General features: G+C 65.1%; 19 protein-coding genes. 7 read left to right on the top strand and 12 right to left on the bottom strand.

What is annotated here, in order from left to right; all coding sequences use genetic code 11:
• The 3 genes from R2669_RS16315 to R2669_RS16305 all read left to right on the top strand — a co-directional run bounded on the left by R2669_RS16315 (position 1) and on the right by R2669_RS16305 (position 3803).
• Positions 1–492 (top strand): GNAT family N-acetyltransferase, encoded by a 492-nt coding sequence (locus R2669_RS16315; protein WP_316890619.1) that lies wholly within the window; start codon positions 1–3, stop codon positions 490–492.
• Positions 493–632: 140 nt separating this feature from the next.
• On the top strand, positions 633–2177 hold the full coding sequence (locus R2669_RS16310; protein WP_316901226.1) for a methyl-accepting chemotaxis protein: 1545 nt from the start codon (positions 633–635) through the stop codon (positions 2175–2177).
• 189 nt (positions 2178–2366) lie between these two features.
• Complete coding sequence (locus R2669_RS16305) at positions 2367–3803, top strand: M20/M25/M40 family metallo-hydrolase (RefSeq protein ID WP_316901224.1); 1437 nt, start codon at positions 2367–2369, stop codon at positions 3801–3803.
• Between the two features lie 331 nt (positions 3804–4134).
• Here R2669_RS16305 and R2669_RS16300 read toward each other — a convergent pair whose 3' ends face one another.
• Together R2669_RS16300 and R2669_RS16295 are read right to left on the bottom strand one after the other, a co-directional pair.
• On the bottom strand, positions 4135–4908 hold the full coding sequence (locus R2669_RS16300; protein ID WP_316901222.1) for an SDR family NAD(P)-dependent oxidoreductase: 774 nt from the start codon (positions 4906–4908) through the stop codon (positions 4135–4137).
• 116 nt (positions 4909–5024) lie between these two features.
• Complete coding sequence (locus R2669_RS16295) at positions 5025–5606, bottom strand: CGNR zinc finger domain-containing protein (protein WP_316890625.1); 582 nt, start codon at positions 5604–5606, stop codon at positions 5025–5027.
• 148 nt (positions 5607–5754) lie between these two features.
• On the opposite strand from R2669_RS16295, the gene R2669_RS16290 reads away from it, so the two are divergent.
• Both R2669_RS16290 and R2669_RS16285 read left to right on the top strand, forming a co-directional pair.
• Positions 5755–6825 carry an NAD(P)H-dependent flavin oxidoreductase gene (locus R2669_RS16290; protein WP_316890627.1) on the top strand — a complete coding sequence of 357 codons (1071 nt, stop codon included), beginning with the start codon at positions 5755–5757 and terminating at the stop codon, positions 6823–6825.
• A 173-nt stretch (positions 6826–6998) separates the two neighbouring features.
• Positions 6999–7907 carry an alpha/beta fold hydrolase gene (locus tag R2669_RS16285; protein WP_316901220.1) on the top strand — a complete coding sequence of 303 codons (909 nt, stop codon included), beginning with the start codon at positions 6999–7001 and terminating at the stop codon, positions 7905–7907.
• 9 nt (positions 7908–7916) lie between these two features.
• Here R2669_RS16285 and R2669_RS16280 read toward each other — a convergent pair whose 3' ends face one another.
• A complete protein-coding gene (locus R2669_RS16280) occupies positions 7917–8834 on the bottom strand; it encodes a LysR substrate-binding domain-containing protein (RefSeq protein WP_316901219.1) in 918 nt (305 codons plus the stop codon).
• Between the two features lie 159 nt (positions 8835–8993).
• On the opposite strand from R2669_RS16280, the gene R2669_RS16275 reads away from it, so the two are divergent.
• Positions 8994–10259 (top strand): serine hydrolase domain-containing protein, encoded by a 1266-nt coding sequence (locus tag R2669_RS16275; protein WP_316901217.1) that lies wholly within the window; start codon positions 8994–8996, stop codon positions 10257–10259.
• Between the two features lie 71 nt (positions 10260–10330).
• Here the strand turns inward: R2669_RS16275 and amaB are convergent, their stop codons facing one another.
• The 8 genes from amaB to R2669_RS16235 form a co-directional block, all read right to left on the bottom strand.
• Positions 10331–11863, bottom strand: a complete 1533-nt coding sequence (gene amaB, locus R2669_RS16270; protein WP_316901215.1) for an L-piperidine-6-carboxylate dehydrogenase — start codon at positions 11861–11863, stop codon at positions 10331–10333.
• A gap of 67 nt (positions 11864–11930) precedes the next feature.
• Complete coding sequence (locus tag R2669_RS16265) at positions 11931–12995, bottom strand: ABC transporter substrate-binding protein (RefSeq protein WP_316901213.1); 1065 nt, start codon at positions 12993–12995, stop codon at positions 11931–11933.
• A gap of 26 nt (positions 12996–13021) precedes the next feature.
• Entirely contained in the window at positions 13022–14155 is a 1134-nt protein-coding gene (locus R2669_RS16260) for an NAD(P)/FAD-dependent oxidoreductase (RefSeq protein WP_316901211.1), read from the bottom strand.
• The gene (locus R2669_RS16255; protein WP_316901209.1) at positions 14148–15578 is read right to left on the bottom strand and encodes an FAD/NAD(P)-dependent oxidoreductase; all 1431 of its coding nucleotides are present in this window, start codon (positions 15576–15578) and stop codon (positions 14148–14150) included. Before R2669_RS16255 ends, R2669_RS16260 begins: the two co-directional genes overlap by 8 nt.
• Entirely contained in the window at positions 15578–15904 is a 327-nt protein-coding gene (locus R2669_RS16250; protein ID WP_027679827.1) for a (2Fe-2S)-binding protein, read from the bottom strand. The genes R2669_RS16255 and R2669_RS16250 overlap by 1 nt, the downstream gene beginning before the upstream one ends.
• A gap of 13 nt (positions 15905–15917) precedes the next feature.
• Positions 15918–16712, bottom strand: a complete 795-nt coding sequence (locus tag R2669_RS16245) for an ABC transporter permease (RefSeq protein ID WP_027679828.1) — start codon at positions 16710–16712, stop codon at positions 15918–15920.
• 10 nt (positions 16713–16722) lie between these two features.
• Entirely contained in the window at positions 16723–17580 is an 858-nt protein-coding gene (locus R2669_RS16240; RefSeq protein WP_027679829.1) for an ABC transporter permease, read from the bottom strand.
• Positions 17577–18641, bottom strand: a complete 1065-nt coding sequence (locus tag R2669_RS16235) for an ABC transporter ATP-binding protein (RefSeq protein WP_316890641.1) — start codon at positions 18639–18641, stop codon at positions 17577–17579. Before R2669_RS16235 ends, R2669_RS16240 begins: the two co-directional genes overlap by 4 nt.
• A gap of 187 nt (positions 18642–18828) precedes the next feature.
• Here R2669_RS16235 and R2669_RS16230 point away from each other — a divergent pair, with 187 nt between their 5' ends.
• Entirely contained in the window at positions 18829–19671 is an 843-nt protein-coding gene (locus tag R2669_RS16230) for an IclR family transcriptional regulator (RefSeq protein ID WP_316874672.1), read from the top strand.
• Here the strand turns inward: R2669_RS16230 and R2669_RS16225 are convergent.
• Entirely contained in the window at positions 19656–21095 is a 1440-nt protein-coding gene (locus R2669_RS16225; protein WP_316901205.1) for an FAD-binding oxidoreductase, read from the bottom strand. The genes R2669_RS16230 and R2669_RS16225 overlap by 16 nt on opposite strands.
• Between the last annotated feature and the right edge of the window lie 26 nt (positions 21096–21121).

Here is a 21121-nt window from a genome sequence, read left to right as displayed (position 1 = left end):
GTGAACGCACCACTTCAGGCCCTGCCCGTTGTCATACGCGCTTTCAGACCTGGCGACGAGCCGCTGCTGCACGCCGTCTTTCACTCCGCCGTGCACGGTATCGCCTCCCGCCGATACAGCCCCGAGCAATGCGAGGCCTGGGCCCCCACCGATTACGACGTCGCCCAGTGGGGCGAGCGCATCCGCCGCATCCAGCCCTTTGTGGTGGAACGCGCCGGGCGCCCCGTCGCCTATGCCGATTTGCAGGCGAACGGCTATATCGATCACTTCTTCGTATCGGGCGACCATGCGCGACAAGGCATTGGGCAACAACTCATGAGCCACATTCTCGGCTTGGCAGCGCAGCGCGACGTGCCGCGTATGCAAGCCCACGTGAGCTTGAGCGCCGAGCCTTTCTTTGCCCGCAACGGGTTTGAAGTGATCGCACGCCAGACCGTGACGGTGCGTGGCGTCTTGCTCGATAACGCATTGATGGTGCGCGTGCAGGCGTGAGCTAAGAGTCGCACCGGACTTTGTTCTTCGGGGAAACCCTCGCAATGTGGTTAAAGATTGCCGAGGATCTGTCGTTAGTTTTGCTGAATTCAGTTCCCTTAGAGGAACCGCTTCACGCTCCCCAACTTCGCGCGACAGATATGAAGACGCTCTCCATCAAGGCACGGCTGGCGCTGGTGCTGTTTGTTCTGGCTGTGTTCCTGGCGGGGGTCGGCGCGCTGGGCCTGGTTGGCAACATGCGCTCCAACGCCGCGCTCAAGGAAACCTATTCCAATAACCTTGCTTCCACCCGGGCGCTCGGGCAGGCGGAATCCAAGCTTGCGCAGGCGCGTACGGCATTGGACCGTGCCGTCACGCAAACGGACGCAGCCAAGGCCACTGACGCCATCGGCCGTGTCAATTTGCAGATCCAGAACAGCGACAAGGCTTGGGCGAGCTATCTGACTTTGCCGTTTTCCACGCCAGAAGAAGAAAAGGTGGCCGGTGAAGCGAAGAAGCTGCGTGAGATCGTCAAGAGCGGTATCGGCGAGGCCATTGCGGCTATCCAGCGCGGTGACAGTGAAAGCGCTCACCGCATCGCGATGGAAACCATGCCTGCGCAATTCCGCGCGTACGCCGAGTTGTCCGATCGCCTCAATGCCATCCAGATGGAAGTGTCCACTGCGTCGTACGAAAGGGCGCAGTCTTTCTTCAATGGGCTGGTGTGGGCATTCATCATCGTGATTGCCTTGGGCATCACGCTGGCGGCTGGGTGCTACCTCGTACTGTCGCGCGCCATCTCGCGCCCGCTGGCAGAGATGCTCGTGCACTTCCACGAAATTTCGGGCGGCAACCTGACCACCGACGTGCGCATCCACTCGCGTGACGAGATGGGCCTGCTGATGGAAGGCCTGCAGCAGATGCAAGCCAAGCTGAAGGAGACCGTGGTGACGGTGCGTCGCGGCAGCGAGTCGATTGCGTCCGCCACGCAGCAGATCGCCGCGGGCAACACCAATCTGTCGCAGCGCACGGAAGAGCAGGCCAGCTCGCTGGAGGAAACCGCATCGAGCATGGAAGAGCTGACGAGCATCGTGAAGCAGAACGCCGACAACGCGCGTCAGGCGAGCACGCTGGCAGTCAACGCCTCCGACATTGCCGTGCAGGGTGGCGCCGTGGTGCAGGACGTGGTGACGACCATGGGCGAGATCAGCGAATCGTCGCGCAAGATCACCGACATCATCGCCGTGATCGAAGGCATTGCGTTCCAGACCAATATCCTGGCGCTCAACGCCGCGGTGGAAGCGGCGCGTGCCGGTGAACAGGGTCGCGGCTTTGCCGTGGTGGCGGGTGAAGTGCGCACGCTGGCGCAGCGCAGCGCGGGTGCCGCCAAGGAAATCAAATCGTTGATCGAAGATTCCGCCACGCGTGTGGAATCCGGCTCGACGCTGGTGGCACGTGCCGGCAAGACGATGGAAGAGATCGTCGTGGCCGTGAAGCGCGTGACCGACATCATGGGCGAGATCAGTGCGGGCTCGGCTGAACAAAGCACCGGCATCGAGCAGATCAACGAAGCCGTCACGCAGATGGACGACGTGACGCAGCAGAACGCCGCGCTCGTTGAAGAAGCCGCTGCCGCTGCGCAGGCGCTGGAAGAACAGGCGGATGAGCTGCGTCGTGCCGTGGCGGTGTTCCGCGTGGCGATGTAAAGCACGTTCCTGATGGGTTGCCCCGGCAGCGAAATGGCTGCCGCGGCGCTACACTGCGGGGTCGGCCTTCGGGTCGGCCCCGCTTTGTTTTATGCGGTGCATCCAGAAGCCGCTCATGCTCCTGCTACGCCCCCGAGCCACTCGCCAAGAGCCATGAGCCGGTTCACATAACGATTATTCGGAGGTGTCATGCGTTCCCAGTGTCGTCGTGTTCCCGTTCGCGTCTTGGTGTCTGCAGCCGTGTTGGCATGCAGCGCCGGCGCGTTCGCTCAGACCATTCCTGCCAGCAAGCCCGCGCCTACCACGCTCACGCCCGAGCAGCAGCGCTACCACGACATCTATAAAGAGCTGGTCGAGATCAACACGACGCATTCGGCCGGTGACACGACCCAGGCCGCGCGCGCGATGGAAAAACGCCTGCGCGATGCAGGGTTTGCCGCCGCTGACATGCAGGTGCTTGAGCCCTTCCCGAAAAAGGGCAATCTCGTGCTGCGCTGGAAGGGGGCGGGCGGCAAGAAGCCGATGCTGCTGCTCGCCCACATTGACGTGGTGGAAGCCAAGCGCGAAGACTGGAAGACCGACCCCTTCAAGCTGCAGGAGACCGATGGCTATTTCACCGCGCGCGGCGCGATCGACGACAAGGCGATGGCCTCGGCTTTTGTGTCAGTGCTCGGGCAGCTCAAGCAGGAAGGTTTCAAGCCATCGCGCGACATCATCCTGGCGTTGACCACCGACGAGGAACGCGGCGATGTGCCGACCAACGGCGCGTACTGGATCGTCAACAACAAGCCGGAGCTGGTGAAGGCCGAGTTCGGCATCAATGAAGGCGGTGGTGGCGAGCTGCGCAACGGCAAGCCGGTGCTGCACCGCATTCAGGTGGCCGAAAAGATGTACACGACGTACGAGCTCGAAGTGCGTGACGTGGGCGGACACAGTTCGGTGCCCACGAAGACGAACCCGATCTATGCGTTGTCGGCCGCGCTGGATCGGCTGGGGGCGTATCAGTTTCCCGTCAAGCTGGCCGACGTGACGCAAACTTACTTTGCCCGCAGCGCACCGCTGGCCACGGGGCAACTGGCGGACGACATGCGTTCGGTCGGCACCGGCAAGCCGGACCAGGCCGCGATCGATCGGCTCTCGGCCATTCCGTTCTACAACGCCCAGTTGCGCACGACGTGCGTGGCCACCATGGTCAACGCCGGCCACGCCGAGAACGCGCTGCCGCAATCGGCCAAGGCCACCGTCAATTGCCGCATCCTGCCGCACGATGATCCCGCCGATATCGATCGTCAGTTGAAGCAGGTGATCGGCAACGAGAAGATCAGCGTGCGCTACGTCAACAAGCCGCTGGCGAGCCCGGCGTCTCCGCTCAATGGCGACTTGGTGAAGACGGTGGAAGCGCTGACGCAGCAGATGTGGAATGTGCCGGTGATTCCTGCCATGAGCACCGGCGCGACCGACAGCCGGTTCATGCGCAATGCCGGCATTCCGATGTATGGCGTGTCGGGGTTGTTTACCGAGCCGGCTGACCTCCGCACGCATGGTCTGGATGAGCGTATCGAGATTGCGCGGTTGTATGACGGGCGGGAGTTTCTTTATCGGCTTGTGAAGCAGTTGGCTGAGTGAGTTTTTGGTTGAGTGCTGCGCTCGTGTGTTTTTTCGGGTGCGGCTTTTGGTTCTGGTTTTTTGTTGGGTTTCGGCCCCTGGCGGGGCCGACTTACTTTCTTTGTCTTGCCAAAGAAAGGTAAGCAAAGAAAGGCGCGCCCGATGCGGCGACCCCTTCCTTGAATTTCCGTGACCGCGCGGGGAAGGAGGCAAACTCGCTGCGCTCAGACAGCCTCCTTCCTTTTTCCGCCCGCTCACAAAAATTCAAGGCGCCGCATAGGGCAGGGTACGGCCACACCGTTCGTATGCCTGGGCTGGCGTCTTAGCCTGCCTCGGCAGGAGGGACGGGTTGTTAGATGAATCCGCCATCGGTCATCAAGGTGCGGCCGGTGATCCAGCGGGCGTCGTCCGAGGCCAGGAAGGCGATGGCGTCGGCGATGTCTTGCGGCTCGGCCAGGCGGCCCATCGGGGTTGATTCGCGCATGCGCGCTTTCACTTCATCGGGAATCGGGGCGGTCATGTCGGTGCGCGTGAGGGCGGGGGCCACGGCGTTGACGGTGATGTTGCGCGGGCCCAGTTCTACGGCAAACGCGTGGGTGAGGGCGCTGACGGCGGCCTTGCTTGCCGCATACACTGCGAGCCCTGCGCGCGGCCGGTACACCAGGCTGGAAGACACGTTCACGATATGCCCGCCGCGCGCCGGCACATGCGGCAGCACCGCTTGCGTGACGAGAATCGTCGAGAACGCATTGGTGCGGAACTGCGCGTCGAACGACGCAAGGTCGATGCTGCCGACCGGCTGGTTTTCCAGAATGCCGGCATTGTTGACGAGGATGTCGATGGCGCCGAAGGCCTCGCGCACGATGCTCACCATTGCGTCAACCGACACGGCATCGCTCACGTCGGCCTGCACGGCAATGGCTTGTGCGCCGGTGCTGCGGATGCTGTTGACCACGGCATCGGCTTCTGCGGCGTTGCTGCGATAGACCACGGCCACGCGCGCGCCGTCGGCGGCCAGTCGATGCGCCACGGCGGCGCCGATGCCGCGCGAGCCTCCGGTGACGATGGCGGTGCGGCCTGCCAGGCGTTGTGCAGTCGTGGACGGGGTGGCTTGAGTTTCAGACATGCTGTTCTCCTGAATGGGTGCGATGTTTCGGGAGAACAGGTTACGAACCCGCCGGCTTGTGCGCAGCCCGTTTGGCCGCGACGCGGCGTTCCAGCATTGGAACGACTGAAGTGCAATCAGCCCTGCTGGCGCTTGCGGTATTCCGCCACCTTGTGCCGGTTGCCGCAGAGGGCCATGCTGCACCAGCGGCGCTTGTGCGACTTCGTGCGGTCGTAAAACCACAGCGTGCATTCGGGGTGTTCGCACACGCGCACGAGCTGGAAATCGCCTTCGGCGAGCAGATGCGCGGCGGCTTCGGCCAGCGGCGCCAGACATTGCTCGACCGAATCGGTGGGCCGCAGGCGCTCGACGCGCGGGGTGCCGTTTTCCCAGATCAACACAGGATGGCTTGGCGCCTGCCGCAGGAACACATTGAGCGCATCGGCGCTGGCCGCACGGCCCGACTTGCGTGCTTCCACCAAGGTGCGAATCACTTCGCGAAGGTGCCGCGCCACGGCCAGCAGCACGCCGGGCGGATAGCGGCCCGCCACGGGCTCGGCAAGCCAGCCGGCGCGTACCAGCCAGTCGGAGACATCGGCGTCGTTCTGCCAGAAATCGTGCGTCTGGCCGTTGATGTTGGCCACGGTGTTGAGCATGTCCAGCACCGGATCGTCGGCGATCAGCAGGGGAGCATCGGCGGCAGCAGCGGGTGCGGGCATGGCGATTTTCGAAAAGGCGGTGGGTTGAATTGTAACCAATTTAATAAACTATGCCAGTTACTTGTTGCGCGTGCGTTTCAACGGATCGATCCGCTGAAAAGCCCACCGCATTACCATGTGTCATCCAAGTAACTTGCCGGAGACGATCATGAGCGCATGGCCCGATGCACGCGTGCTGGAGTTGTTCAACATCGAAGTGCCCATCGTGTTGGGACCGATGGCGGGCGTGGCCGGCGTGGAGCTGGCGATTGCCGTGGCGCGGGGCGGGGGCCTCGGTTCGCTGCCGTGCGCGATGCTCAACGTCGAGCAGATCCGCCAGCAGGTCGAGCAGTTTCGGGCGGCCGTGCGCGGCCCCATCAACCTGAACTTCTTCTGCCACACGCCGCCGCAGCCGGACCCTGAGCGCGATGCCAAATGGCGTGCCCATCTGGCGCCGTACTACGCCGAATTCGGTATCGATTTGAATGCGCAAGCGCCGGCCGTCAACCGGGCGCCGTTCGACGAGGCGACCTGCGCGCTGGTGGAGGAATTGAAGCCGGAGGTGGTGAGCTTCCACTTTGGCCTGCCGACACCGGAGTTGCAGGCCCGCGTGAAGGCTACAGGGGCGAAGATCATCTCCGCCGCCACCACGGTGGAAGAGGCGCGCTGGCTGGAAGCACGTGGCGTAGACGCCATCATTGCCATGGGCAACGAGGCGGGCGGCCATCGCGGCATGTTCCTCGCCAAGACGATCGAATCGCAGGTCGGCACGTTCGCGCTGGTGCCGCAGGTGGCCGATGCGGTGAAAGTGCCCGTCATTGCAGCCGGCGGCATTGGCGATGCGCGCGGCTTGGTGGCAGCGTTGGCGCTGGGGGCGTCGGCCGTGCAGATCGGCACCGCCTACATGCTGTCGCCGGAGGCCAAGACATCGGCCATTCATCGCGCGGCGCTCAAGCAGGCAACGGATGCCGACACCGCGCTCACCAATTTGTTTACCGGCCGACCGGCGCGCGGCATCGTCAACCGGCTGATGCGCGAGATCGGCCCGATGAGCCCGTTTGCGCCGGCCTTTCCGACAGCCGGCGGCGCGTTGGCGCCGCTGCGCGCCAAGACGGAGCCGACCGGCTCGGGCGATTTCATCAATCTGTGGTCGGGTCAGGCCGGCCAGCTGGCCACGGAAGACTCGGCCGAAGCCATCACGCGGCGCATTGCGGCCCAGGCGCTCGAGCGACTCACCTGAGTTTTTCTGCTGCATCGCTTCCCGCGCGGGCACGCCAGACGGCGTGCCCGTTTTGTTTCACATCACAAATCGGCATGCGAGCGATGGGAAAATTTCATGTAACTTGAAAAACGTTGTTTACATGGTTACGATGGTTTCGTTGCTTGTTCTCGAAACCCATCCGGAGCCTTGCCATGAACGCCCCTGCCCGAACCGCTGATCTGGTTGTCGATGCGTATGCCCCCACCGCTGTGCGTCATCGCACGGTGGATGTTGAAGGTGTACGCATGTTCTATCGCGAGGCCGGCCCCGCCGATGCGCCCACCGTGCTGTTGTTGCACGGCTTTCCGAGCGCATCGCATATGTTCCGCAACCTGATTCCGCAGTTGGCTGAGCGCTATCGCGTGGTGGCGCCGGACTTTCCCGGCTTTGGCCTGACGCAGGTGCCGAGCGGTTTCCGCTACACGTTCGACAACCTTGCGCATGTGGTCGATGGCTTTACGCAGGCGATCGGCCTGTCGCGGTACGCAATCTACGTGTTCGATTACGGCGCGCCGGTGGGCTGGCGCCTGGCGATGGCGCATCCGGAGCGCATCAGCGCCATCGTCACGCAAAACGGCAACGGCTATGAGGCAGGGCTGGGCGAAGGTCCGTGGGCGCCCATCAAGGCGTATTGGAACCACCCCGACGAAGCGCATCGCCGCGAGCTGCATGCACTCGTCTCCGACGAAATGACGCAGTGGCAATACCTGGATGGCGTGCCTGACCCGACGCGCGTCGCGCCGGATGGCTACTTGCTGGATCAATATTTTCTGAGCCGTCCGGGCCAGCTCGACATCCAGATGGATCTGTTCCTCGATTACGCGAGCAACGTGGCGCTGTATCCGGCGCTGCATGCGTATTTCCGCGCGCATCGTCCGCCGCTGCTGGCAGTGTGGGGCCGCAATGACACCATTTTCATTCCGCCTGGCGCTGAGGCCTTCAAGCGCGACCTGCCGGATGCGGAGATCCACTTTGTCGACAGCGGCCACTTTGCGCTGGAGACGCACCATGCGGAAATTGGCGCACGCATGCTCGACTTTCTTGGCCGCGTGGTGAAGTAGCGCGCAGCGTCAAGGCATCGGCTGCATGGTGGCTTCGGCGGCAAAGCGCTCGCGCAGGAACGCCACCAGCGCCTTCACTGAAGGCGGCACGCCAGCGCGCGACGGATAGAGCGCGTGCAGGTCGGCCGGTTCAGGCGTCCAGCCGCGCAGCACCCTGCGCAGTTGGCCACTGGCAAGCGCCGCATGGCAGCAATGCTGCGGCAGGATGGTCAGGCCCAGGCCCGCGATGGCGGCTTCACGCAGGGCGATGATGTTGTCGCTGGCAAAGCGCGGGCGAATCGGCAGCGACAGCCGATGGCCGCGCGCATCCTGCAGCACCCAATCGCGGCTGCGTGTGAGCGAGCCTTGCCCCAGGCAGGGGAAGTCTTCCAGCGAAGCCGGCGTGTCCGGCTCGCCCACACGCGCAATCAGTGCGGGGCTCGCCACCAGCACGCGCGGCGAGACCGCCAGCTGCCGCGCCACCACATCGCGCGAGGGCAGCGGCCCCGTGGCCGCGCGGATCGCCACGTCAATGCGGTGCTCGATCAGGTCGACGTACGTGTTCGACAAGTCCAGCTCGATGCGCAGCTTCGGATGCGCGTCGGCAAATTCGGCAAGCCAGCCTGCCACCAGCGTTTCCGCCAGCAACGGCGATGTGCCGACGCGCAGCACGCCGGCCGGTTCGCTGCGTGCTGCACCAGCCAGCGCTTCAATGGCGGCCGACGCGTCGGCCATGTCGCGCGCATGCCGATACACCGCCTCGCCAACCGGCGTGACTGATACGCGATGGCTCGAGCGCTGCAGCAGCCGCGTGCCGAGCTGCGCTTCCAGTTCGGCAATGCGTCGGCTCAGGCGCGACTTGGGGATGCCCGTGGCGCGTTCGGCGGCGGAAAAGCCACCGGCTTCCACCACGCGCGTGAAGAGGTACAGGTCGTCGAAGCGCTTCATGTCGGGACGGGGTTGCGGTCGAACCGCATTGAAGCATAGGCGCTGGCAGGGCGCTCTCGCGGCCCATGGTTCGGCGCTGTACAGTGTCGCTGGGCGGGCTGCGCGGGTCAGCATCGGCGCAGGCCGGATCGGAGTCTGGCATCAATGCAAGGAGAAGGCATGGACAGGCAAGGCACGCAAACGCAGGGGATGTCCCGCGATCGGCTCGATCGCGTCGAGCGCTTCATCGATGACGCCTACATCGCGACCGGCAAGCTGCCCGGTACGCTCACCCAGGTATGGCGGCGCGGCGAGCTGGCGTTGAACTCCGTGCTGGGTTGGGCCGACCGCGAGCGCCAGGTGCCGCTGGCTGAAGATTCGATCTTCCGCATCTATTCGATGACCAAGCCGATCACGTCGGTGGCGTTCATGATGCTGGTGGAGGAATGCAAGGTTGCGCTGGACGATCCGGTCAGCAAGTTCATTCCCGCATGGGCAAACCTGGGCGTGCACGCCGGCGGCTTCATGGAAGGCTTCCAGTCGCGCCCGGTCAAGCGCCCAATGCGCATGGTCGACCTGCTGCGTCATACCTCGGGGCTGACCTACGGCTTCCACCAGAACACGAATGTCGACGCAGCGTACCGTCGGCTCAAGCTCGGCGACATCGCCACTGGCGGCACGCTCGACGAGATGATCGAAAAGCTGGCCGGCGTGCCGCTGGAGTTCTCGCCGGGCGAGGCGTGGAACTACTCCGTTTCCACCGATGTGCTCGGCTACCTTGTCGGCAAGATCAGTGGCATCCCGTTCGAGACCTTCCTGAAGGAGCGGATTTTCGATCCGCTGGGCATGGTCGATACGGCCTTCCATGTGCCGGAAGAAAAGGCGTCGCGCTTCTGCGCGTGCTATGCCGTGGGAGCGATGGGTTCGAAGGTGGTGTCCGATCGCGGGCCGGTCCTGCAGGACGATCCGCGCACCAGCCCTTACCTGAAGCCGCCCAGCTTCATTTCCGGTGGCGGTGGTTTGGTTTCCACGGCCGCCGACTACCTGCGTTTTTCGCGCATGCTGCTGCAGGGCGGAGAGCTGGACGGCGTGCGCCTGCTGGGGCCGAAAACGGTGGCGCTGATGACTGCCAACCATCTGCCGGGCGGGGCCGACATGTCGACCCTGTCGCCGCCTTCGATGTTCAGCGAGGCCGCGTACGACGGCGTCGGATTCGGCTTGGGCTTTGCAACCACGATCTCGCAGGCCGCTACGTTGATTCCCGGCAGCACGGGCGATTTCTTCTGGGGCGGCGCGGCTGGCACCTTCTTCTGGGTGGACCCGCAGGAGGATCTGATCGGCCTGTTCCTGACCCAGGTGCTGCCTTCGTCTGCCTACCCTGTGCGCCGGCAATTGCGCACGCTGGTCTACAGCGCGATCACGGATGTGGGCGGCGCGGCGCGTTGAGCGCGTGTTGACCGTCAAGGCGGCGGGGCATCGCGCGCCGCCGCCCGAACATCTCATCGATCAGACGCGGATCAAACGTCGAACCGGACGCCCTGCGCCAGCGGCAGCGCGCCGCTGTAGTTGACGGTGTTGGTGGCGCGGCGCATGTAGCCCTTCCACGCGTCCGAGCCGGATTCCCGGCCACCGCCGGTTTCCTTCTCGCCGCCGAATGCGCCGCCGATCTCGGCGCCCGACGTGCCGATGTTGACGTTAGCGATGCCGCAGTCGCTGCCCGCCGACGACATGAAGCGCTCGGCATCGCTCAGGTTGGCCGTGAAGATGGCAGACGACAGGCCCTGCGGCACGCCGTTCTGGATCGCGATGGCCTGTTCGGTGCCGCCGTCGTACGTCACGACATAGAGGATCGGCGCGAAGGTTTCGCTTTCCATCACCTTGGTCGGCTTCGGCATCTTGACCAGCGCAGGACGGACGTACCAGGCGTCGGCGCCGAGGTCTTCGCGCACGCGCTCGCCGCCCAGCACTTCGCCGCCTTCGGCGCGGGCCTGCGCGAGTGCCTGCTGCATGCCGTCGAAGGCCGCCTGGTCGATCAACGGGCCCACCAGCGTGCCGTCAGCCAGCGGGTCGCCAATCGCGATGCTCTGGTAGATCTTTTCCAGGCGAGCGAGCAGCGTATCGGCCACCGAGCGGTGCACGATCAAACGGCGCAGCGACGTGCAGCGCTGGCCCGCCGTGCCGACGGCGGCAAAGGTGATGGCGCGCGCCGCCAGTTCCAGATCCGCCGACGGCGTGACGATCATCGCGTTGTTGCCGCCCAGCTCCAGGATCGAGCGGCCGAAGCGTTCCGCCACCTTCACGCCCACCTGGCGGCCCATGCGCGTCGAACCCGTGGCGCTGACCACCGGCACCAGGTGGCTGGCGACCAGCGCTTCGCCCACGTCGCGCCCGCCGATCAGCAGTTGGCTCAGTCCAGCAGGAATGGCGCCCGGCTTCTCTGCATTGAACGCGTCAACAACTTGCTGCATCAGGTGCTGGCATGCAATGGCGGTGAGCGGCGTTTTCTCCGACGGCTTCCACACGATGGCGTTGCCGCACACCAGGGCGAGCGCGGCGTTCCACGACCACACCGCCATTGGAAAGTTGAACGCCGAAATGATGCCCACCACGCCCATCGGATGCCACGTTTCCATCATCCGGTGCCCCGGGCGCTCGCTGGCGATGGTCAGGCCGTGCAGCTGCCGCGACAGGCCGACGGCGAAGTCGCAGATGTCGATCATCTCCTGCACTTCACCCAGCCCCTCGGAGGTGATCTTGCCGGCCTCCAGCGACACCAGTTCGCCCAGCGCCGCCTTGTGTGTGCGCAGCACCTCGCCCAGGCGGCGCACGAGTTCGCCGCGCACGGGTGCCGGCACGATGCGCCAGGCCAGATACGCCTGATGCGCGCTCTGGATGGCAGCCTCGGCCTGGCCGGCGGTATGCGATTTCACGGTCGCCAATACCGTGCCATCGCGCGGCGCGCGGCTCGTCCAGTCCGTGCCTTCATAGGCCTTCAGGTCCAGGCCGAGGGCCTTCAGTACGGTCTGCAATCGTGTTCGGGAATCTGACATGGCGTGAATCCTTGCTCTTCTCTCGTGTTCAATCGAAAAACTGTTGCGATGCGGTGGTGCGTAACGCTCAACGCTCGACGATGCGGTTCCAGCGCTTGCTCCACTCGGGGCGCTCGGCGTTGATCACGTCCCAGTCCAGCGCAACGGCCGTCTTCAGGATGGTGTTCATCTTGTTCTGCTCTTCCGCCGCCTTGCCCTTGAGCGGCGCCTTGGGGTTGACTGGATTGTAGGAGCCGTTTTCCATGGCGAGCGCCTGGGCTTCGGGGCTGATCAGGTAGTCCACGAGCTTCTGCGCCAGATCTGCATCCGGATTGTTGGCCAGCACGCACTGCGCTGTGAGCAGAACGACGGCGCCTTCCTTGGGCGCGACGAACTCCATCGGGATGCCCTTGGACTTCATCAGCTCCACCTGCGTGAGCGTGTACGGGAACAGCGCCGCATCGCCGGCCTGCATCATCTCCACCACCTTCGACGAGTTGGGGATGTACTCGACCACGTTCGGGCCGATGGTGGTCGGCCATGCCTTGAAGGCGGGATCGACGTTCTTTTCCGTGCCGCCCTTCATGCGGTTGAACATCAGGAAAGCATCGAGCCCGAACGACGAAGCCGGCATGGATTGCACGACCACCTTGCCCTTGTATTTCGGGTCAGCCAGGTCGCCCCACGAGGTGGGCGGCGTCCAACCCTTGTCCGCAAAGATCTTGGTGCTGTAGGCCAGGCCCGTCAGGCCCATCGACAAGCCGACCGCGTAATCACCCTTGAGGTGCGCAATGGCGGGCACCGCCGACAGGTTCGCCGAGGGCTTGAGCTTTTCGCACAGCCCCATGCCGATCGCGCGGAACATGACACCGTCGTCCAGCGTCATCACGTGCATCTGTGCCTTGCCTTTGGTGGCTTGCGCCTTGGCGAGGATGTCGGTCGAGGTGCCGGGCACGACGACGACCTTGACGTTGTTGGCCTTCTCGAACGGCGGGAATACGAACTGCGTGTAGGTGCGTTCCATGTTGCCGCCGTTCATGCCGATGTACAGCGTCTTGGTGTCGGCGTGGGCGGTGCCCGCGGCGAGCAGGGCCATACCGGCAGCCGCAGCAATGACGGACGTGAACGATGTTTTCGCGTGTTTCACAAGCATGGTGGTCTCCTGGGGCATCAAGTGCATCAAGCTGCGGGTGGCAGAAAGCGTTGGATGGAAAAGGGCTCGATCGGCGTGGTGGTGCGGCCTTCGGCAATCAGCTCGGCCATGACATCGCCCACGCCGGGGCCAAGCTGGAAGCCGGCGCCGGCAAAGCCGAACGCGTGGAACAGGCCGGGGCGGCGGGCACTGGGGCCAATCACGGGCTGGTCGTCGGGCAGGTTGCCTTCGGTGCCGCTCCAGGTGCGGATGATGTGGGCACCGGTGAGCTGCGGCAGCAGCGCCGCCAGTTGCGGCAGCTGGCGCAGGATCGCCACGTGCGACGAGCGTGCGCGCTGGTCATCCAGCACGTAGCCGCGCCCGCCGCCGAACACCACATTGCCGCGCCGCACCTGGCGACAGTAAATGCCGCCACCTTCCACGCCCAGGCTCCAGGGCAGGAAGAACGGCAGCGGCTCGGTCACGCCCATGGTGGGCGGGATGGTGAACATCGGTACGGGCTCGCCCCATTGCGCGGCAAACTGGGCGGCCCACGCCCCGGCGCAGTTGACGAGCGCGGAGGCTTTGACCTCCAGATCGCGATCATGCTGGCGCGCATGGACGACGAAGCGCGTGCCGTCGTGCTCGACCGATTGCACCGGCGCGTGCTCGCGCACATCGGCGCCGGCAGCCTGGGCGGCGCGGGCAAATGCGGGCGACAGCAGACGCGGATTGGCTTGTCCGTCTTCCGGGCACAGCGAGCCGCCGACGATCTGTTCGCCGCCCATCGGAAAAACTCTCTGCAGCGCGGCCCGGCCCTCGATGAGCTGCAGCCCGAGGCCAAACCCCTCGCTGCGCGCTGCATAGCTGGCCAACGATTCCATGTCGGCCACGCTGCGCGCGATCTTGAAGTGCCCGCTGCGTTCGTACTCGGCCTCGGTACCGATCAGCTCGGTCAGGCGCCCCCAGATCTGGTGCGAACGCTGGGCCAGCGGCAGTTGCTCGATGGAGCGCCCCTGACGCCGCACACCGCCAAAATTGACGCCGCTGGAGCGCGAGCCGCACAGGTCGCGTTCGAGCAAGGTGACGGTCAGCCCGCGCCGCCGCAGGAACAGCGCGGTCGCGCTGCCCATGATGCCGCCGCCGATGATGGCCACGTCGCATGCAAGCTGCTCACGCATGGTGGCCCTCCGGTTCGATCACCTCCGTCACATCCAGCGGCAGCGGCTTGATCGGGGCCTGCCCGCGCAATCGGCCCACCTGTGCCAGCGGCACGGACTGCGCGTGCGCCAGGATTTCTGCTGCCGACGCGCCGCACATCCGGCCCTGGCAGCGGCCCATGCCGACCCGGCACAGCGCCTTCAGGCGGTTCAGTTCATGCACGCCGCATTCCGCGGCCGTCTGGCGCAGAGTGCCCGCGGTGACGTTTTCGCAGCGGCACACCACCAGGTCGTCGCTGGCGTGCGTAGCCCAGTCATCGGGAAACGGGAAGGCGATTTCCAGCGCGTGGCGGAACCGCTCGATCTTCTGCAGGCGCTGGCGCAGCGCGTCCAAACGATCGGCATTGACGGTGATTTGCCGATCCTGCAACAGGGCGAGCGCGGCCAATTCACCGGAGGACTCGGCGGCGTCGGCACCCATGATGCCCGCGCCGTCGCCCGCCAGATACACGCCCGGGACGGAGCTGCGCCGCATCGCATCGATGCGCGGCACATGGCAGCGGTGCAGCGCAGAAAACTCGAACGCGCAGCCCAGCAGATCGGCGAGCTGCGTTTCGGGCCGCAGCCCGTAGCCCAGGCCCACCGCGGAGCACGCCGTGCGCTGCTCGCGGCCGGCGCTGTCTTGCCACACGAGTTGCTCGACCCCCGCGTCGCCTTCGGCGCGGAGCAGTCGCACGCCGTGATGCATGGGAATGCCATGCAGCTTGAGCCAGGCAACCAGCGCCAACCCCTTGGCCATGACGGCAGGCTGGCTCAGCATGGCCGGTGCCGCCTTGTAGCGCGCGGAGGCCGGTGCGGTGTCGAGCACCGCCACGACATTCGCGCCGGCCTTGGCGTACTGGCAGGCCACCAGATACAGCAGCGGGCCGGTGCCGGCAAACACCACGGCATCGCCAATTGCACAGCCCTGGTATTTGAGCGCGACTTGCGCGCCGCCCAGCGTATAGACGCCAGGCAGCGTCCAGCCCGGGATGGGCAGCACGCGGTCGGTGGCGCCGGTCGCGACGATCACATCGCGCCACGGCAGGCTGCTGACCGCGCGCGTTGGCACGTGCAGCAGGTCGAGCAGATCGGGCTGCGCATTCCAGACCAGCGTCTGCGGGTGGTAATCGATCTGCGGTTGGAGGCGGTCGAAGGTGGCGTGTATGGCCTGCGCACGTTCGGCTTCCGTGCCGTACAGATCTGCGGCGCTCCGGGCGAAGCCGTCCGGCTGGCGGCGATAGATCTGGCCGCCCGAGCGCGGCGCTTCATCCAGCACGATGGGTTTGAGGCCGTGCGCCAGCAGCGTCTGCGCCGCACGCACACCTGCCGGCCCGGCACCGATGATGACGGGCTGCAGGTCCGCTTGCGACTGCCGCTGTAGCGTGGGGGCGGGTTGCGTCATCACGCGGCTCCCTCGTTGCCGGCCGGCTGCGTGCAGATGTGCATGCCGGGTTCGATCATGGTCTGGCAGGCGCGCAGCGATTTGCCGTCGGCCAGCCGCACCCAGCAGTCCTGGCATGCGCCCATCAGGCAGAAGCCGGCGCGCGGTTGCTGGCTGAATTCATTGATGCGCAACTGGCGTGTGTGCGTGAGCACGGCCGTCAGGACGGTGTCCCCGGCGAGGGCTTCAGCGGGCTGGCCGTCCAGCACGAAGGCCACCGTGGGGCGGTTGCGCTCTTTGAGGCGCTGGAGCTGCGCGCGGGCAGAGCGGTTTGCAGGAGCATTCATCGTGATCTCTGTCTCAATGCTTGCCGATCAGGATTCGGTCCAGGCCGTAGACCTTGTCCAGCAGCAGCATCAACGCGAGCGTGAGGAAGACGATCAGCGCCGAGACGGCAGCCATCATCGGGTCGAGCGATTCCGTGGCGTACATGTACATGCGCACGGGCAGCGTGACGGTGGCGGGCGACACCACGAAGATCGACATCGTCAGTTCATCAAAGCTGTTGATGAAGGCCAGCAGCCAGCCGCCCGTGATACCCGGCAGGATCATCGGCAGCGTCATGCGGCGGAACACCGTCAAGCTGCTCGCGCCCAGCGAATAGGCGGCGTGCTCGACCGAGTGGTCAAAGCCCACCAGCGCCGCCATCACCAGCCGCATCGTGTACGGCGTGACGATCAGCGCGTGCGCGAAGATCAACCAGCCGAAGCTGCCTTGCCCGCCCACCAGCGAGAACATCCGCAGCAGCGCCACGCCCAGCACAAGGTGCGGAATGATCAGCGGCGACAGAAACACGCCTTGCAGATACTGCAGCCCCGGCGCGCGGTAGCGCACGATGGCCATGGCTGCCGGCACCGCGAGTGCGGTCGACAGCGTGGCCGCGGCCAGCCCCAGCCAGAGGCTGTTCCAGAACGACTGCACGAAGTCGGGGTGATGCAGCACCTGGTCGAACCAGCGCAGCGAGAAATGACTGGTGGGCAGCGTGAGCGTTTCTTCGGGCGTGAAGGCGACGATGCACACGATCACCAGCGGTGCCAGCATGAAGGTGATGACGAGCGCGTTGAAGATGAGCGCGAGCGGTCCGTTCTTTTGCATGTGCGCTCCTTCAGCCCAACGTCTTCTTGTAGCGGCCTTCGATCATGCGGTTCCAGCCGAGCATGATGACGAGGTTGGCCGCCAGCAGGATCAGCGCGATGGCTGCGCCCAGCGGCCAGTTCAGTTCGTTCAGGTATTCGTCGTAGATGAGCGTGGCGACCATCTTCACGCGGCGCCCGCCCAGCAGGCCCGGAATGGCGAAGGAGCTGGCTGCCAGGCCGAAGACGATCAGGCTGCCCGACAGAATGCCCGGCATGACCTGTGGCAGCACCACGCGGCGCAACGTCGTGAAGTGCGATGCCGACAACGACAGCGCGGCGTTTTCCACCCACGGGTCGAGCTTTTGGAGTGACGTCCACACCGGAATCACCATGAACGGCAGCATCACGTGCACCAGCGCGATGACCACGGCCGTCTCGTTGTACAGCAGCTTGACCGGGCCGATGCCGACCGCCTTGAACGCCGCGTTGATCAGGCCTTCGGGCCCGAGCAGCATGCTCCAGCCGAATGCGCGCACCACGACCGAGATCAGCAGCGGAGCGAGGATGATGAGCAGGAAGATCGAGCGCCAGGGCTTGCGCATCCGGCTCAGGATGTAGGCCTCGGGCGCGCCGATCACGATGCAGATCAGCGTCACGAGCGCCGAGACGCGCAGCGTGCGCCAGAAGATTTCGTAGTAGTACGGGTCTTGCACTACGTGCAGGTAGTGCGCAAACGTGAAGGTGCCCGCAATCGGGCCCTTGTCGGCGTCGAACGCGTTGAACGACAGCATCACGCTCAGCGCGAGGGGCACGAACAGCATCACGCCGAAGAGCGCCAGCGCAGGGCCGGTCATGCTCCACGGCACCCAGATCGGTCTGCGGCTCATGCTGCGGTCCCCTCGGTGCCGATCACGCGCACATAGCGGTCTTCCCAATCCACGCCGACGGTCTGACCCACTTCGCGCGGGGCGTCGCCATCGTTGACGGCTGAGACCAGCATCGCGCCAAGCGGCGTGTCGACGGTGTACATCCACTGGTTGCCGAGGAAGAAGCGTTCGGTCACGCGGCCTTCGCAGCGGCCGGTGCCGTCGGCGTTGCACGTCATTTTTTCGGGGCGCAGCGCCAGCACGACCTTGTTGCCCACGGGCGTGCCAGGCGGCAGCGCCAGTTGCACGGACCCGACCGCCGCGTGACGTTCGCCATCGGCACCGGACACCACGGCCGCATGCAGCAGGTTGGCCTTGCCGACAAACGTCGAGATGAACGCGTTGCGAGGGTGCTCGTACACCGCCAGCGGCGTATCCACCTGCGTGATGCGGCCCGCTTCCATGACGACCACGCGATCGCTGATCGACATGGCTTCGGCCTGGTCGTGCGTGACCATGATGGTGGTCGTGCCGACCTTGCGCTGGATTTCACGCAACTCGAACTGCATCTCTTCGCGCAGCTTGGCGTCCAGGTTCGACAGCGGCTCGTCCAGCAGCAGCACCGGCGGTTTGATGACCAGCGCGCGCGCCAGGGCCACGCGCTGGCGCTGGCCGCCCGACAGCTCACGCGGGTAGCGGTCGATATGTTTGTCCAGATGCACGAGCGCCAGCGTCTGCAGGGCGCGCTCGCGGCGTTCCGCTGCCGGGCACTTGCGCATCTCCAGCCCGAACTCCACGTTCTCGCGCACCGTCATGTGCGGAAACAGCGCGTAGGTCTGGAACACGATCCCCAGGCCGCGCGCGTTGGCCTTTGCGCGGGTGATGTCCTTGCCGTCCAGCTCGATCGAGCCCTCGGTCACCTCCGCGAAGCCCGCAATCATCTGCAGCGTCGTCGTCTTGCCGCAGCCCGACGGGCCCAGCAGCGAGACGAATTCGCCCTTGTGCACGTTCAGGTTGAAGTCCTGGACGACCCGGAGGTCGCCGTACTGCTTGGAGACATGGTTCAGGCGCAGAAAACTCATCGGTCATCCCTTGCGACTGGGGGCGTCGCCAGACTCTTCCAATTGAACAATATGGATATGCTATTGCAACAGGTGTGCCAAAACATCGATTTTGCCTAGGTGTATACGCTGTAATTGGAATTTTTCTCGTATTTATTCCGATCACAGGAATACAATCGATCAACCAAATTCAGTCCATTCCAGCTTTATGTCCGTAGATTCCGACGACGACGCGCATCAGCGCAGCGCCATGCACCGCACTTTCCAGATCCTGCGCACCATGGCGGAGCAGCAGCACCAAGGTGTGCGCGTCACCTACCTGGCCAAGACGCTGGGAATGACGCCTGCCACCACGCACCGCCTGCTGCAGGGCCTCACGCAGGAGGGCATGGTCGAGCAGGATCAGCAGAACAAGCTGTACCGGTTGAGCCTGGATCTTTTTTGCCTGGCGGCCCAGGCGGGCGCGGTGAACGACTTGCGCTCCGTCGCCCGGCCGGCCCTGCTGCGGCTGAATGCCAGCCTGGGCGACACGGTGCTGCTGCTGGTGCGCTCGGGTTTCGATGCGGTATGTCTGGACCGCGTGGAAGGGCAGTACCCCATTCGCACGTTCACCGGCGATGTGGGCGGCCGGATCGAACTCGGCGTCGGCCAGGGCGCGCTGGTGATCCTCGCGCACCTGCCCGAGGCGGAGCAGGAGGAGGTGCTGCGCTACAACCTGCCGCGCATCCGGCACTACAGCGTTTATGACGAGGTCTATCTGCGCTCCGAGGTCAGGAAGGCACGCGAGCGCGGCTACAGCGCCAAGACGGACGGGTTGCTCGAAGGCATGGCCGGTATTGCCGTGCCCGTGTTCGATCGCAACGGCAACGTCGTCGCCGCGCTTTCCGTGGGTACGCTCGCCAACCGCCTGAGCGCAGAGCGCCTGCCCATCGTCTACGACATGCTGCTGCGCGAGGCCAATCGCCTGACCACGCAGATCAATCCGTTCGATCCGACGCTGCGCCGCCCGATGCAATCGATGGCCGTGAGCGATACCTATCGCGCCATCTGACCCGGCCGCCGTTCGAGCACGCGCCCCGGGTTCAGCAGGCATTGCGGGTCGAGCGCCTGCTTGATGGTCTGCATCAACTGCAGGGCGACCGGCGCCTTGTAGTGCGGAAGGTGGTCGCGCTTGAGCGCGCCGATGCCGTGCTCGGCCGAGATCGAACCGCCAAAGTGGTGGACGGACTGGTACACCGCATCGCCAATCGCTGCCTCATGCGCGGCAACGAACGCCGCACCGTCCGCCCCGGCCGGCGGCTGTACGTTGTAGTGCAGGTTGCCGTCGCCCAGGTGCCCGAAGTTGATGAGCCGCAGCCCGGGCGCGAGCGCCTGCAGCCGTGCATCGGTCTGCGCCACGAACTCGGGAATGCGCGAGATCGGCACCGAGACATCGTGTTTGATGTTGGGACCTTCGGCTGCCTGGGCCAGGGTGATGCTCTCGCGGATGTGCCACAGGTCGTGCGCCTGCCGGATGTTTTCGGCGATGATCGCGTCGGTGACGATGCCGTCTTCCATCGCGGTTTCCAGCAGGTGTTCGAACTGGGCGCGGGCATGCGCCTCGGATTCACTGTCGGACGCTTCCAGCAGCACGCACCACATCGTTTCTCGCCACATCGGCACGCGCAGATGCGGATAGTGCGTGTCCACCAGCCGGAGCCCTTCCTGGCTCATCACCTCAAAACCCGTGAGCGCGGCAGACAGATGCCGGTGCGACAGGGCCAGCAATGCCGTGGCCGCTTGCAGTGATGGCACAGCGGCCCACGCCGTCAATTGCGCGGCGGGTTGCGGATACAGCCGCAGCGTGGCCGCCGTGATGATGCCCAGCGTGCCCTCGCTGCCGATGAACAGATTGCGCAGGTCATAGCCGGTGTTGTCCTTGCGCAGGCCTTGCAGGTTTTCCCAGACTTGGCCGTCGGCCAGCACGACTTCCAGCCCGAGGCACAGCTCGCGCGCATTGCCGTAGCGCAGCACCTGTGTGCCGCCCGCGTTGGTTGCCAGGTTGCCGCCGATGGTGCAACTGCCTTCCGCACCCAGGCTCAGCGGGAACAGCATGCCGGCTTCGCTTGCCACGTCCTGCAGTGATTGGAGTACGCCACCGGCATCCACCGTCATCGTCATGTTGGCGGCGTCGATGGCGCGCACGGTCTGCATGCGGCGCAGGCTCATGATGACCTGCTCGCCGCTGGCATCGGGCACCGAGCCTTCCACCAGCCCCGTATTGCCACCTTGCGGCACGATGGACACACCGGCTTGTGCGCACGCGCGCACGACCGCCGCCACGTCGGCTGTGCAGCCGGGCCGCACCACGCACAGCGCCTTGCCGCGCACGCGCTGGCGCCAATCGGATTCGTATTCGGCGCAGTCGTCGTCGGTCAGAACATTGGCGGCCCCCACGATGTCGCGCAAGGCCGGAATCAGGTTGTCGGGAGTCATGGCTATTGCGATGAGGGTTGTCTCTA

The sequence above is a fragment of the Ralstonia edaphi genome, from assembly GCF_958350185.1.
Lineage (GTDB): Bacteria > Pseudomonadota > Gammaproteobacteria > Burkholderiales > Burkholderiaceae > Ralstonia > Ralstonia edaphi.
The sequence above is the reverse complement of the archived record's forward strand: the minus strand, read 5'-3'. Positions and strand labels throughout refer to the sequence as shown.